13 protein-coding genes and 1 pseudogene are annotated in these 14,087 nt (G+C 63.3%); 4 read left to right on the top strand and 10 right to left on the bottom strand.

Annotated elements, in window-relative coordinates:
- Positions 1-575: 575 nt before the first annotated feature.
- Both AB4N98_RS22270 and AB4N98_RS22265 read right to left on the bottom strand, forming a co-directional pair.
- Positions 576-728, bottom strand: a pseudogene (locus AB4N98_RS22270) (ABC transporter ATP-binding protein); the annotation flags it as partial.
- Between the two features lie 118 nt (positions 729-846).
- Positions 847-1,719, bottom strand: a complete 873-nt coding sequence (locus AB4N98_RS22265; RefSeq protein WP_017528251.1) for a LysR family transcriptional regulator — start codon at positions 1,717-1,719, stop codon at positions 847-849.
- A gap of 146 nt (positions 1,720-1,865) precedes the next feature.
- Here AB4N98_RS22265 and AB4N98_RS22260 point away from each other — a divergent pair, with 146 nt between their 5' ends.
- The 4 genes from AB4N98_RS22260 (at position 1,866) to AB4N98_RS22245 (ending at position 5,477) form a co-directional block, all read left to right on the top strand.
- Entirely contained in the window at positions 1,866-2,639 is a 774-nt protein-coding gene (locus AB4N98_RS22260) for a glucose 1-dehydrogenase (protein ID WP_017528250.1), read from the top strand.
- Positions 2,640-2,652: 13 nt separating this feature from the next.
- A complete protein-coding gene (locus AB4N98_RS22255) occupies positions 2,653-3,705 on the top strand; it encodes an L-idonate 5-dehydrogenase (protein ID WP_460148918.1) in 1,053 nt (350 codons plus the stop codon).
- A 170-nt stretch (positions 3,706-3,875) separates the two neighbouring features.
- Positions 3,876-4,118: a hypothetical protein gene (locus AB4N98_RS22250; protein ID WP_017528248.1), complete on the top strand. Its 243-nt coding sequence runs from the start codon at positions 3,876-3,878 to the stop codon at positions 4,116-4,118.
- Between the two features lie 150 nt (positions 4,119-4,268).
- Positions 4,269-5,477, top strand: coding sequence for a DUF1835 domain-containing protein (locus AB4N98_RS22245; RefSeq protein ID WP_116077755.1), 1,209 nt, complete (start codon positions 4,269-4,271; stop codon positions 5,475-5,477).
- Positions 5,478-5,587: 110 nt separating this feature from the next.
- Here the strand turns inward: AB4N98_RS22245 and AB4N98_RS22240 are convergent, their stop codons facing one another.
- The 8 genes from AB4N98_RS22240 to AB4N98_RS22205 all read right to left on the bottom strand — a co-directional run bounded on the left by AB4N98_RS22240 (position 5,588) and on the right by AB4N98_RS22205 (position 14,048).
- Positions 5,588-6,361, bottom strand: a complete 774-nt coding sequence (locus tag AB4N98_RS22240; protein ID WP_065877601.1) for an OmpA family protein — start codon at positions 6,359-6,361, stop codon at positions 5,588-5,590.
- A gap of 10 nt (positions 6,362-6,371) precedes the next feature.
- Positions 6,372-6,758 (bottom strand): DUF4398 domain-containing protein, encoded by a 387-nt coding sequence (locus AB4N98_RS22235; RefSeq protein WP_223271400.1) that lies wholly within the window; start codon positions 6,756-6,758, stop codon positions 6,372-6,374.
- Positions 6,759-6,932: 174 nt separating this feature from the next.
- On the bottom strand, positions 6,933-7,355 hold the full coding sequence (locus AB4N98_RS22230) for a RidA family protein (RefSeq protein ID WP_017528244.1): 423 nt from the start codon (positions 7,353-7,355) through the stop codon (positions 6,933-6,935).
- Positions 7,356-7,366: 11 nt separating this feature from the next.
- Positions 7,367-8,950 (bottom strand): flavin monoamine oxidase family protein, encoded by a 1,584-nt coding sequence (locus tag AB4N98_RS22225; RefSeq protein ID WP_017528243.1) that lies wholly within the window; start codon positions 8,948-8,950, stop codon positions 7,367-7,369.
- Between the two features lie 12 nt (positions 8,951-8,962).
- The gene (locus tag AB4N98_RS22220; RefSeq protein ID WP_017528242.1) at positions 8,963-9,889 is read right to left on the bottom strand and encodes an ABC transporter substrate-binding protein; all 927 of its coding nucleotides are present in this window, start codon (positions 9,887-9,889) and stop codon (positions 8,963-8,965) included.
- A gap of 17 nt (positions 9,890-9,906) precedes the next feature.
- Positions 9,907-10,680, bottom strand: a complete 774-nt coding sequence (locus tag AB4N98_RS22215; protein ID WP_460148917.1) for an amino acid ABC transporter ATP-binding protein — start codon at positions 10,678-10,680, stop codon at positions 9,907-9,909.
- Complete coding sequence (locus tag AB4N98_RS22210; protein ID WP_017528240.1) at positions 10,673-11,638, bottom strand: amino acid ABC transporter permease; 966 nt, start codon at positions 11,636-11,638, stop codon at positions 10,673-10,675. Before AB4N98_RS22210 ends, AB4N98_RS22215 begins: the two co-directional genes overlap by 8 nt.
- Before the next feature lie 16 nt (positions 11,639-11,654).
- Positions 11,655-14,048 carry a TonB-dependent receptor plug domain-containing protein gene (locus tag AB4N98_RS22205; RefSeq protein WP_065877609.1) on the bottom strand — a complete coding sequence of 798 codons (2,394 nt, stop codon included), beginning with the start codon at positions 14,046-14,048 and terminating at the stop codon, positions 11,655-11,657.
- Between the last annotated feature and the right edge of the window lie 39 nt (positions 14,049-14,087).

Here is a 14,087-nt window from a genome sequence, read left to right as displayed (position 1 = left end):
CTTCAAAAAAAACTGCAATATTAATAAAAAACTCACGTACGAAATTTAACCCAAAGCATTAGGAAATTTCACTCAACAATTTCGGACGAAGAATAGTTGCGCAAAACACTAAAAAGCACTTCTTGCCATACATCAAAAATCTGTTTCTTTATTAAATTAATAAGTTAGACGTAATCAGACTAAAAGAAGAAATGACCGCTCTCGAAGGCATTTTCTTTTAGCAAACTGGGCATTCTTCAAAAATGCAGCAGACAATCCGACAAATGGCAAAATCCACTCCGCTTTTACGAACGGTATTGACCCTCACCTGTATAAAAAACCATGCGTGTAAAGCGTTTCAAAAACGTTACTGGCTAGGCTTTGTCCCGCCTACATCTAGGCCGCAGGGCATGCGGTAGATGTCTGCTTGCTGTCAGACCGTTAAGGGAGCCAGAGCCCTCACTGAGGATTAGAAAGTGGCGTGCTGATACGCGTCGACAGCACCAGCGAAATGCGCGAGGCCGGGCAACTGCCACCGGGGGGCAAGCGCTATTACAAAGGGGCACTGGAATTGATCGTGTATCCACAACTCCCCCTCACGAACGCAGGCTCGCCGCATGAATAAACGCCTCATCCAGGCTCTTGGCCTTGTACGCACTCATAAAGCCTTGCGCATCATTGAAACGATTGAAGCGCCGCTGGCTGAGCATGTAGAAATCATCGCAGTGCGTGACGATCTCATCGACGTGTGACGGTTCGAACAACTCTCTAACTGAGGCCCCGCGATCCAAATGTGGGGGCTTGCTCCCGATGGCAGTGGGTCAGCTATAAATGCATTCACTGCCCCTACCGCCCCTCCACTCACAATCACTCCCCAAACAACTCCCCAATCAGGTTGAACACGGTGCTCTTCACCGCACTGTCCAGTTCGGTCCAGGCCAACCCGGTGCTGGCCTTGAACGCGCCCAGTTGCAGAGGCCGCGACACGCAGTTGGTCGGCAGCGCCCGCGCCGCCTGCTCTGGCAATACGCCAATGCCCAACCCGGCAGAGACCAGTGCAAGCATGGTGGTGAACTCGCCCAGTTCGGCAGCGATCTGCAAGGGCATGCCCAGTGCCTGGATAAATTCATCGTAAAAACCCGGCGCATAGCGACGCGCGAGGATATACACGGGCAGGTCGAGCAAATCGCTGGGCAGCACGCAGGGCTGCGCCGCCAGCGGATGGTCCGCCGGCAACGCCACACAAAAACTTTCCTGTAGCACCGCGCGCGTCTGCACGCCGGGATGTGTGGCGGGCAGGCGCATCAGGCCGAAATCCAGCAGGCCGTTTTTCAACGCGGCGGCTTGATCGGGGCCGGGCATGTCCTTGAGTTCCAGCTCGATGCGCGGGTAGCGCTGGTGCACCGCGCGGATCAACTCGGGCAGCCATTGCGGCAACACCGACGAGACAAAACCCAGGCGCACACGGCCGATTTCACCACGGTTGGACGCCCGCGCCGCATCGGCCGCCCGTGCGGCCTGATGCAAGGTGGCCTGGGCTTCGGGTAAGAACACACGGCCGGCTTCGGTCAGCGTCACCGAATGGCGATTGCGGTCGAGCAGGCGCACACCCAAGCCACTTTCGAGCAATTTGATCTGCATGCTCAGCGCCGGCTGCACAATCGACAATTGCGCGGCGGCCCGCCCGAAATGCAGCTCCTGGGCCAGCACCACAAACGCCCGCAAGTGCTTGAGTTCCATCCCGCCTCCTCGGTTATCACAAAAATTGATCAGCCGATCATAAATGAATATTGGCCCCCCACCGCGCCTTGGGGTGAACTAAGGTCACTCGCGATGATTGAAGATGAGTTTGCTTATAACAATAAGCACGTCAGGAGACAGGCTCCATGCACAGCGTTTTAGATAACTTCCGCCTCGACGGCCGGCTCGCGCTGGTCACCGGTTCCAGTGCCGGCATCGGCCTGGCCATCGCGCGCGGTCTGGCCCAGGCCGGGGCGCGGGTGGTACTCAACGGGCGAAACCGCAGCACCTTGCGTGACGCGGCCGCCTTGCTCACGTTGGAGGGCCTGGAGGTGCACACCCAGCCGTTCGATGTGACCGACAGCGCGGCGATCCAGGCCGCCGTTGCGAGCATCGAGGAGCGCCTCGGCCCGCTGGAGATTCTGGTGAACAACGCCGGCATGCAACGCCGTGGGCCGCTGGAAGACTACAGCGAGCACCACTGGCGCGAGCTGATCAGCACCAACCTCGACAGTGCGTTCCTGGTGGGCCAGGCCGTGGCGCGGGCGATGATCCCGCGCAAGCGTGGGCGCATTATTAACATCTGCTCGGTGCAAAGTGAGCTGGGCCGCCCAGGCATTGCGCCGTATGCGGCAAGCAAGGGCGCGCTGAAGATGCTGACCAAAGGCATGGCGATTGATTGGGGCCCGCACGGGCTGACGGTCAACGGCATCGGCCCCGGTTATTTCAAGACCGAACTGAACGCCAACCTGGTGGCCAACCCCGAATTCAGCGACTGGCTGGTGCAACGCACGCCGAGCCGACGCTGGGGCGACGTGGCCGAACTGGCCGGCGCGGCGGTGTTTCTGGCCAGTGACGCGGCCAGTTTCGTCAACGGCCATATCCTGTATGTCGACGGCGGCATCACCGCATCGCTGTAACCCGGAGAAACTCATGCACGCTATCGTCTGCTATGCCTCAAAAGACCTGCGGGTCAGCCCTCAGGATGAACCGCAAACCCTCGCCCCCGGCCAACTGCGCGTGCGCATCGCCCGCGGCGGTATCTGCGGGTCGGATTTGCATTACTACCAACACGGCGGTTTCGGCACTGTGCGCCTGCGTGAACCGATGGTGCTCGGCCATGAAGTGTCGGCGGTGATCGATGCCGTGGGCGTGGACGCCGGGCCGTTCAAGGTCGGCCAGCGCATCGCGGTCTCGCCGTCGCGCCCCTGCGGCGGTTGCCGTTATTGCCAGCAGGGCTTGCCCAATCATTGCCTGAATATGCGCTTCTACGGCAGCGCCATGCCCTTCCCGCATGTCCAAGGCGCGTTTCGCCAAAGCCTGGTGATCGAAACGCACCAGGCCCATCGCCTGGCCGACCACGTGACCCTCGCCGAAGGTGCGCTGGCCGAGCCGTTGTCGGTGGGTTTGCACGCCATCCAACGCGCCGGCGCGGTGTTCGGCAAGCGTGTGCTGGTGACCGGTTGCGGCCCCATCGGCAACCTGCTGATCGGTGGTTTGCGCGCAGCGGGCGCGGCTGAAATCGTCGCCGTGGACTTGTCGGCCAGCGCCCTCGCCTGCGCCGAAAAAATGGGCGCCAGCCGCACCCACAACCTTGCCGACGGCAACGATGCACTCAAGCGCTACACCAGCGAAAAAGGCTACTTCGATGTGATGTTCGAAGTGTCCGGCAGCGCCCAGGCCCTGCGCAACGGCCTGGAATGCATCGCCCCGCGCGGCGTGTTGGTGACGGTCGGGTTGGGCGGTGACGTGACGCTGCCGCTCAACCTGCTGGTCAGCCGCGAGATCGACCTGCGCGGCACCTTCCGCTTTCATCCGGAATTTGCCCAGGCAGTGGATTTGCTCAACCGCCGGATCATTGATGTACGGCCGGTGATCTCGCACACCGTGCCATTCGAACAGGCGGTGCGGGCATTTGAGCTGGCGGCGGACAAGACCCAGGCGATGAAGGTGGTGTTGGATTTTGGCGTGAGCGATCTGGATTAACGCCCGTTTGTGACTTTGCTGTGGGCGCGGTGGTTGCCAGGCAGTGCGACTTTTGCCTGAAAAAATCAAACTATCGCCACCTGCGCGGTTCAGAACTTCAGGTTCCGGCACCGCGCTGCCACACGCGAGCCAGCGCCTCCTGTGAAACTTCAGAACATGGAGCACGCCCCTTGATCGCACAAATCATGATCGCCGCCCTCGGCGTCGTCGCCATCTGGTTCAGCCAGAGCAAACGCCTGAAGGTGCGCCGCTACGCCTGCCTGTTCGGCATGGCGGGCCAGCCGTTCTGGTTCTGGTCTTCGATCAATGCCGAGCAATGGGGCATCGTATTGCTCAGCTGTTTCTACACGGTGGCGTGGGCCAAGGGCATCAAGACGCACTGGATCGACCGCAAGCCCGATGCGCGCGCCTGATTTGCAATCGCGCACCGCACTGCCTATATTTGCCGCCTGGCGCTCTCTACGCCACCTTCCGCGGAAAGGGCTGCGCCCAAGACAGTGAAGCACCCTCTTATTTCTACGACTCCACACCTTAAAGCGGAAAGGTTTGTGCAAGGAGCTCGTATGTCGCAACGTCCCGTCACCTCCAACACCGATGGCCGTCTGAACCTTGAGCAGCAGCGCAAGCGCGCCAAGGAACTGTTATCCCAGCTCAAGACCCAAGACCCGGCAGCCACGCTATCCCAGGCCCAATGGCAAGTCGCCAGACAGCTCGGTTTCAGCAGTTGGCCCAAGCTCAAGGCGCATGTCGACGCCCTCGACTTCGCGGCTCGCCACCCGGGCTTCGATGCCAGCGATGAAGCGCGCACCACCCACTGGCGTTGCGGCAGCGACATTGCCCACACACTGAAGGTGGCAGGCTTCAAGGGCCGCTTCCGGATGCTGACCGACCCGCTGTGCATGGGCCCGGTGCGCGACCTGCCCCGCCAGGCATTCCACGACATGCGCGGCGCGTTCATCAGCCGGGCCTTCGCCATGGACGAAACAGACACCACACGCCGCGTGGTCGACGAATACACCCAACTGCAAACCCTGGCCAGCGCCGAACACAGCGTGCTGTGGTGCGAGGCGGATGCCTATGACCAGCTGTTCCTGATCCGCGCCCTGGCCGGTCTCGAGCAGGCTCCGCCCAGGCTGGAACTGATCGAGGTGGACCGCATTCCCGGCGTCGAGCGTTTTATCGGCATTGGCCAACTGGCACCGGATGTATTGGCCTGGTTATGGCCGCAACGGCGCGTGATCGATGACGACGCGGTTCACCTGGCCAAACAGGCCTGGGCGGCGTACTGCGACAGCTCACCCATCGCACTGGCGCAGTTGGCCCATGCCGAGCACACCGCCCTGCCGCTTATGGCACCCGCCCTGTTGCGCCAGTTGCAGGAATTGCCGGGGCTTGAGGACGGCCTGTCGCTGACCGAACGCCTTGCCCTCACTTACATCGCCGAAGCCGGGCCGGTAGCGTTCGGCCGGGTGTTCGCCGAGTTGATGGCCAAGCGCGAGCCGCTGCCGTTCCTGGGGGACATGATGTTTCATGCGCTGCTGCGGCCGTTGATCGATGGGGCACAGCCGTTACTGCTCGAAACCGAGGCCCACCTGCCATGGCCTCAGCGCAGGCTGGCGTTGACGCCGTTGGGAAGCGAGGTATTGAGTGGCAACGCCAACTGGATAGCCCACACCCAATCCGAGCGGTGGGTAGGCGGTGTTTGCACGCGGCCGGGTGAGGCGCATTGGGCGTTGGACCGCCACCTCAAGCCGGTGTGGCGCGAGCGCTAGCAACGCGCCCTGACGTGGCTGCGTCTGCAGCGTGGGTGACACACCGCACACGCAGCCGCGCCAAAACCCCGCAGCGGCTACGCAAAGGGCTCGTCCATGAGCGTCGAGACTCAGCGGCGAGCACTGACCGCCGAGGCACCGTTGGACACGATCACTTCCACGCGGCGGTTCAGCTGGCGCGAGTGTGCGCTCAGGTTGTCAGCGACCGGGAACTGCTTGCCGTAACCGGTTACCGTCACGCGCTCGGCCGCGACGCCGAGCCGTTGCAGGCCACGGGCGACCGCCTGGGCACGTCGCTCGGACAAGCTCTGGTTGAAAGCATCAGCCCCCGTGCTGTCGGTGAAACCTTCCACGCGCACCTGGCGCTCCGGGTTCTGTAACAGGAAATCCGCCAGCCCCTGAAGATCACGCGCGCTGGCGGGCTTGAGGTCGGCCTTGGCGGTATCGAACAGCACATCCCCAAAGGTGATGACCTGGCCACGCTCGGACGGCTTGGCCTTCATCGCCTGTAAAGCCTTGAGCTGCGCGGTGCGCACATCAAGCTGTACCTGGGTGCGGTCGGCCGCGATGTTGTCGAGCTGGGCATCGGTTGTGCGACCAATGATGGTCTGTTCCGCCAGGGCGATTTTCTGCGTGGCGAGGTAGGCCAACTGGTTGACCTGCGGGTCGGTGCGACTGTGCAGGGAGAGTTGATTGGCGCGGTCCAGCGCGTTGGCGGCAATACGGGTTTCAACCGCCGCCAGGGTATTGGACTCGGGCTTTTGTTGCAGGTCGGAGAACTGGCTGCGGGCTTGCAGCAGTTGCGGGTTTTCCGGCGCAGTCGCACAACCGGCCAACGCCAGGCTCAGGACCGACAGGGCAGGAATGAAAAAAATGGCACGCATGGCAAAGTCCTCAGTGGGTGGTCGCGGGGGCGTTGAGCATTTCTTGCTTGAGCACCTGGATGCCCTCCCGCGCCTGCTTCAAGACCTGTTGTTTACGCGCGGCATTGGCCTTGACTTCGGCCAGGTTGGCGTCGGCTTCGATCTGCTCGGCCAACGTGTGGACCTGGACCGAGTTCTTTTCCCCGATGGCTTGCTCCATGCGCGCCAATTTGTCCTGGGCTGTCCTCAGTTCCAGCGGGGCGAATTGAGTGGCTTGCGCCGACAGCGCGCGCTCTACCGAGTCACGGGCCAGGGAGATTTTTTCTGCGGGCAGAGGCGTTGCGGCGCAGCCCGCCAATGCACTCACGACGATGACGGCGAAAGCCGAGCGGCGCAGGTAGTTACTGACACTCGTCATTTTCACGGTTCGGCTCCTAAGCATTGGGTTCGAGTGGCCCTTAAGGGCCCGCCTGAGTTCAAGCGGGGGCCATGCTAGGAGGAAAAACATTAATCAGAATGGTGAGATTTCCTGCTTATGTGTAGGAAATCTCCCAATAACCAGCGCCCCGGCGCAGGCCCTGCACCGTTGCTGTCAGGCCGGCCTGGCGGCGACCGCTTCAACCTCCACCAACGCCCCCGGCAACGGCAAAGCCACCACTTGCAGCGCCGTGCGCGCCGGTTTGTTCGGCTGTTCGGGCGTGCCGAAAAATTGCGTGTAGCCGCGCTGCAACCCGGCAAAGTCGAGCTTGCCCTGGGTCTGCTCGGCGCCCACCAGAAACACCCGCAGTTGCACGATGTCGCCCAGGTCGAGGCCTTGTTGGCGCAAGATCTGGCGCAGCTTGTTGAACACCGACACCGTCTGAACCTCGGTATCGCCAAACACCCCTGGCACGTTCGGGTCGGCCAGGTCGGGCAAGGTGCCGCTGACGAAAACCAGGCTGGCGCAGGCCGGTACGGTAACGGTCTGCGAGATCGGGAAATCACCGACGCTGGTGCGTTGGATGCTGTCGCTCATGATGAGTCTCCTTAAGAAGCGGCCAGTGCCGCGACCTGTCGTTGTTGGGTAACCCGTTCAGCCAGTTGCGCAATCACGTGCCGCGCCGAGTTGGCCGCCGACTCCTGCCAGATGCCCACGCCGCTTTGCACCAGGCCGTCACCGGCGAAATACACGCGACCGTGGCCGGCTTCGAGCAAGGCGCTGGCATCGGCCGCAAAGTGTTCGCGTTGCAGCCATGGGCCTTCGCTGTAGGGGATCTGCTCCCAGGACACGGCCAAGGGGTTGCGCAGGTGTTTTGAATTGCCGGGGTGCAGCAGCTCCACGGCCTCCTTGGAGGCGGCGTATTGCTCGGCAAAAGGCGTTGCGCCAAACGCATCGGCGCCCTCGCCGGTCACATAGCCCGCCACCAGCACGCCGTCGCGGGTGTTGAGGTCGTTGCTGGGGTACCACAGCAGGCGCGCCGGGTGATCGATCCACGACAGGCCGCCGTAGGTGCGGTAGTCGGTTTCCCAGAAGCGCGGCGATTGCCAGGCCACTTTGGTCGCCTGGTCGTTGCGCGTGCCGTGCAACGCGGCTTTGATCGGCTCGCTGAAGTCGGTGTCGAGCCTGGCCAGCAGCGGCAACGGCAGGGTCGAGATCAAATAATCGGCGCGTACCACCTGTTCGCGGCCGCTGCCGCGGTCGTGGTAGGTCACCGCCACGCCGTCATCCCGTTGGCGGATCTGGCGAACCACCGCGCCCAACTGCACATGGTCACGCACGCGCTGGTAGAAGGCGTCGGTGATGCGGTCCATGCCGCCGACGGGCTGGAACATGGTCGCGGAAAATTCCGGGAACTCGGTGTGCAGCAACGCGCCCCACAGCTCGGGATGCAGCAACCGATCCAACCCCAGCGGTGCGCGGCTGGCCGGCAAGGCGCCGGGATGGGCAAGAGATTCCAAGTGCCCCGAACGAAGCGTGCCCTCAAAGGCCAGCTCCTGGGACAAGTCGCCATACACCTGCAAAAAGCCCAGCAAGCGCGTGCGCTCCTCACCGCTCAGTACGTCATCGAGGGCATCGCGTTGCACCGCTTTGGCCAGCAAGCCGGACACATGCCCGCGCGCATCGTTGATCGCCTGGCCGACCGTGAACGCCGGTTGCCGCAGATCGGGCCGTACCTGGGCGCCGTGGCTGCTGTTGACCAGCACTTCCAGGGGCACACCGAGTTCGCTGCAATAGTCGAGGAGCGTGCGGTGCTGGCTCGGAATCCTGGCCGGGCCGGCGTTGAAATACAGGCCCGGATCGAAGGCCACGGTTTGCGTGCGGCCATTGGTGTAGGCCACGCGATCACCCTGGCGCAGGGTCCAGGTGCGCCCGCCGACGCGGTCGCGCGCCTCCAGCACCTGTACGTCGAACCCGGCGCGGCCGAGTTCCAGGGCGGTGACCAACCCGGCAATCCCCGCGCCCAGCACCAGCACGCGGGTGCCCTGCCCCAGGCCCTCCTGGAGTTGCAACGGTTGCGGGCGGCGGTGCGATGACGGCCCCAACCCCAACACCGCGAGTGCATCCTTGACCGCCTTTTCACCGCCGACCGCAGCGATGCTCGACAACGCTTCACGTCGTGTCAGTCCCATGCTCATTGCTCCTCAGTCCGGCAAGCCGGGTGGGTTGATCTGCGATGCGTCGACACGCTCCACGTCCAGGCCCCAGCGTTGCAGCACCTGCTCGTATTGGCCGCCGGCAATTGCGCCTTGCAGGGCGGTGTGGATCGGCTGCACCAGGCCATTGTCCTTGCGCGTGGTCACCGCGATATCCGCCTGCAACGGCCAGCCGCCATTGACCGTGCCGACGCGCTTGATACCCCCGGTGATCGCCGCCGAATAGGCGTACACCGAGTTGGGCCCGAACAGCGCATCGCTGCGCCCCGACTGCACCGCCAGTTGCGCGGCGGCCTGGTCGTCGAAGTACTGCAACAGCGCGGGCTTGAGGCCGGCCTTTTCATTGGCCTCGTTCCAGGCCAGCAGGACTTTCTCCTGATTGGTGCCGGAGCCGACGATGATCTTCAACCCGGCGATGTCCGCCGCCTGTTTGATCTCGGTGATCCTGCTGGTGGTTTTGACGTAGAAGCCGAGCACATCCTGGCGATAGGTGGCGAAATCAAAGCGCTTCTTGCGCGCCTCGGTCACGGTGACATTGCTGATCACGGCGTCGTATTTGCCCGAGCTGACCCCCAGCGGCCAATCCTCCCAACTGGTCTGCACCACGTTGAGTTGCAGGCCCAGGCTGTCGGCGATCAACTGCGCGGTGTCGGCTTCGCTGCCGATGGTGGTCTTGTCGTCACTGGCCAGCAGCGCCAGGGGCGGCCCGGCCACGCCGGACACGGCCACGGTGAACTTGCCCGGCTGGGCGAACTTGAAGCCCGGCGGGATCTGCGCGATGGCCGCCGCGTTGCGCGGCGCATGAATGCGCGCGCGGTCAGGGCTCAGATCCACCGGTTGCACGGCAGCGAATGCACTGTGCGCGGCACTCAGGGCCAGCGTCAGCCAGGCCACGCGGGCGGTTTTGATAGACATGGCAGTCACTCCGTTAACTAAAGCACCTTGCCGAGAAAGGCGGCGGTGCGGGGATGTCGGGGTTGGCGAAAGATCTGTTCGGGCGGGCCCTCTTCGATCAGTTGGCCGTCGCAGAGAAACACCACGTGGTCGGCCACCTCGCGGGCAAAACCGATCTCGTGGGTGACGATCACCAGGGTCACGCCCAGCTGGGTCAGGCCCTTGATCACGTCGAGCACCTCGCCCACCAGTTCCGGGTCGAGGGCTGAGGTGGGTTCATCGAACAGCAGCACTTTCGGGTCCAGCGCCAGGGCGCGGGCAATGGCCACGCGTTGCTGCTGGCCGCCGGAGAGTTGGCGGGGGTAAGCGTCGACCTTGTCCGCCAGGCCGACCTTGGCCAGCAGTTCACCCGCCTTGGCCTGCGCCTCGGCCTTGCCCCAGCGCTTGTGGGCCAGGGGCGCTTCGGCGACGTTTTCCCAGGCGGTGAGATGCGGGAACAGGTTGAAGTTCTGGAACACAAAACCCACGTCGATACGCCGCTTGAGAATCTCGCGTTCCTTGAGTTCAAAGAGCAGGTCGCCCTTGCGTCGATAGCCGACGTATTCACCGTCGATGGTGATGTGGCCGCTGTCGATCTTCTCCAGGTGGTTGATGGTGCGCAGCAAGGTGGACTTGCCCGAGCCGGAGGGCCCGAGAATCACCGTAACCTTGCCAGGGTCGATGGTCAGGTCGATGTCCTTGAGCGCCTGTTGGTTGCCAAAGCGTTTGCCCACGCCCTGGATTTGAATGCGCCCGGCGTGTGTTTCACCCATGGTGTTTCTCCTTGAACCAGCGGCGCACCCGTTGCACCGGCGTGGGCGGCAGCACTCTTGCCGTACCCCGTGCGAAATGCCGCTCGACGTAGTACTGCGCGCTGGTGAGCACGGTGGTGATGATCAGGTACCACACGGTGGCCACAATCAGCAGCGGGATCACCGCCTGGGTGCGGTTGTAGATGACCTGCACGGTGTAGAACAGCTCCGGCAAGGCCAGCACGTAGACGATGGAGGTGCCCTTGACCAGGCCGATAATTTCGTTGAAACCCGACGGCAGGATCGAGCGCAGCGCCTGGGGCAGGATGATGCGAAAGATCCGTCGCGACGCCGGCAGCCCCAGGGCCGCTGCCGCTTCATGCTGGCCGGCGTCGACACCGATCAGCCCGCCGCGAATGATCTCCGCCGCGTACGCCGCCTGCATCAGGCTCAAGCCCAGCACCGCCGTGGTGAACTGGCTGAGCACGTCCACCGTCGACCACTCGGCGAACACCACGCTGGTGAACGGCACGCCGAGCACGATGTGGTCATACAGGTAGGCAAAGTTGTACAGGATGATCAGCACCAGCAGCGCCGGCATCGAGCGGAAGAACCAGATATAACCCCAGGCCAGCGCCGCCAGCAGCGGCGAGCCCGACAGCCGCGCCAGGGCCAACGCGGTGCCGAGGATGACGCTGAACAGCGTGCTCAACAGGGTCAGCAACAAGGTCTGGCCGAGGCCGCGCAGTACCGACGGCGAGAAGAACCACTGGCCGAACACGCCCCACTCCCAGCGCGGGTTGGTGGCCAGGGAATGCACGACGGCCAGCAGCACCAGCGCGGCGAAGATCGACCCGGCCCAGCGCCAGGGATGCCGCGCGGGTACCACCCGCAGGGCTTTGATCGGTGTGGAAATGCGCGCCTGGCGAACCGGGCGGTGCGTGTCGATCAGGTCATAGGATTTGGCGACGATAGGCATGCTGTATTCCTCGGCCTCAGAAGGCATAGGTCAGGCGGGTGTAGTAATACCCGCCGGTAAAACCGTAGGGCGAATAGGTGCCATAGCTGCTGAGCATGGTGCTGCTGGGCACGCCTTGTTTCTTGGGGTAGAGGTCGAACAGGTTCTTGGCGCCGATGGCCACGTTGAGGTCCTTGGTGAGGCTGTAGCCAAGGTCGAGGTCGGTGATCCATTTGGCGCTGTAGACCCGGTCGAGGCCGCGGTCGGCGGAGACGTTGACCTCCTTGTAGGCGCCGTAGCGGGTCAGGGCCAGGTTGAGGTTGAAACGGTCGATACTCCAGTCACCGCCGAGAATCAACTTGGTGCTCGGTTGCACCCCGGTGATCAGGTTGCGCGCCTGGCGGTCCATCAGGTCGTAGGCGGTGCCGAGGATCGTGGTGGACGCTTTGTAGTTGAGGATTTTGGTCTGGTTCCAGTTGAATGCCGCGGTCCACTTCAGCGCGCCATAAGGGCCCAGGTCCTGGTTGTAGTTGCCGACCAGGTCCAGGCCTTTGGTGCGGGTGTCGGCGCCGTTGATAAAGTACTGGCCGCCGGAGGTGGAAGTGATGCCGTTGCCTTGCAGCACCTGGGTGATTTCGGGGCCGAGCAAGGTGCCGGTCAGGGTGATGCGGTCGCGCAGGTTGATCACGTAGGCGTCAGCGGTGAAGTTCAGGCGGTCGGTGGGCGTGAGGGTGAAACCCAGGCTGAAGTTGGTCGAGCGCTCGGGCTTGAGTTCCTCGGCGCCCAGCGCTTTGGCGGCCGCCGAACCCACCGGCAGCACCCCGTAGTTGATCGACTGATACACCCCGTTCACCACGCCATAGGTGGTGGAGCGCGCACTGAACAGGCTGTTGGCCAACGACGGCGCTCGAAAGCCATTGCTGACCGTGGCGCGCACGGCAAATTTCGGGGTGAAGTCGTAGCGGGTGGTCAGCTTGCCGCTGCGGGTGGCGCCCACGCCCTGGTTGTAGTGTTCATAGCGAAACGCGGTGCCCACGTACCAGTCCGGCAGCGGGTTGAAGCCCACGTCGACGTAACTGGCCAGGCTGTTGCGCGAGGCGCTGCTCTCTTCATCCGGCGAAATGCCGTTGGTGACCTGGGCCCCGGAGGAAGCGCAATTGCCCGGCGCCACGCAGTAACCGCCGTTGGCATAGGAGGCGTAGTCACCGGCCCGGACCTCATAGGTGTCGCGGCGATGTTCGAAGCCGTAGCTCAGGTCCAACGGTTTTTGCAGGCCCACATCGAAGCCGCGCTTGAAGTCGAGGTTGGTGGTCAGCTCGGTGCTGATCCAGGTGCCGGAGGTAAAGCTATTGGGCGTGGCCTCGCCCAGGGACGGGTTCTGGTTGTGGGTGGTGCCCTGCTCCGCTTCGTTGCGCCCGTAGGTGGTGGACAAATCCCAGTCCCACGCCCCGACCGTGCCCTTGCCGCCGAACGCGGCCTGGAAATCGTCCTCGTCGATGTACCAGGTCGGCGTATAGCCGCCGGGGTAGCCATTGGGACCGGTGGTGATGGTGTTGGTGATGGTCGGCAGGCGGAAATTCTGGCCCTGCTCGGCCTTGCGTCGGGAGTAGGTGGTGAAGGAGTACAGGCTGAAGCTGTCGTCGATGGGTAGTTCGGCGTTGTAGCCCAGGGTCAGCAGGTTGGTCTTGGGCGTGCCGTAGCCGCCATAGGTGGCGCGACCGGCCTGCTCATAGGCTTGGGCATAGGTGTAGCCGTTGGCACTGGCCTTGTTGTCATCGTTCTGGCTGCGCGCATCCAGCGCCAGTTGCAGGATGCCGCCATTGCCGATCTCGAAACCCTTGTTGAGGCTTTGTTGCACGGTCTGCTTTTTACCGTCATAGCCCAGGCCGGCATTGGTCACCGAGGTGCCGCTGGTGTCGGCCTTGAGGATCACATTGATCACCCCGGCGATGGCGTCGGAGCCGTATTGCGCGGCGGCGCCATCGCGCAGCACTTCCACATGGTCGATGGCGCTGATGGGGATCAGGTCGAGGTCCGCCGGTGCGGCGCCGGTGTTGATGCCGTTGATGTTCAAGGTGGCGGCGGTATGGCGACGCTTGCCGTTGACCAGCACCAGCACCTCGGCGGCGCTCAAGCCGCGCAGGTTGGGCGCACGGGCAATGCCGCTGGCGTCCCAACCGGTTTTTTCCGGCAGGGTCAGCGACGGGATCACCGCGCTCAAGGCTTCCATCAAACCGGGCTTGCCGGTGCTTTGCAGTTGCCTGGCGCTGACCACATCGATCGGCACCGGGCTGCTGGTGACGGTGCGCTGTTCGGCGCCTCGGTTACCGGTAACGACGACGGTGGACAGGGTGCTGTCGTCCTGGGCTTGCGCGGTGTTCCCCAGGATCGCCAGCGCCAGCACCGTGGTGGGTTGTAAAACGTGCTTCATAGCTACTCCCAGCGTTGCAAATCGCGAAGTCGGGCAGGC

Source organism: Pseudomonas sp. S3_E10, assembly GCF_054667615.1.
Note: the sequence above shows the minus strand (reverse complement) of the source record. Positions and strands in the feature narration are given on the sequence as shown.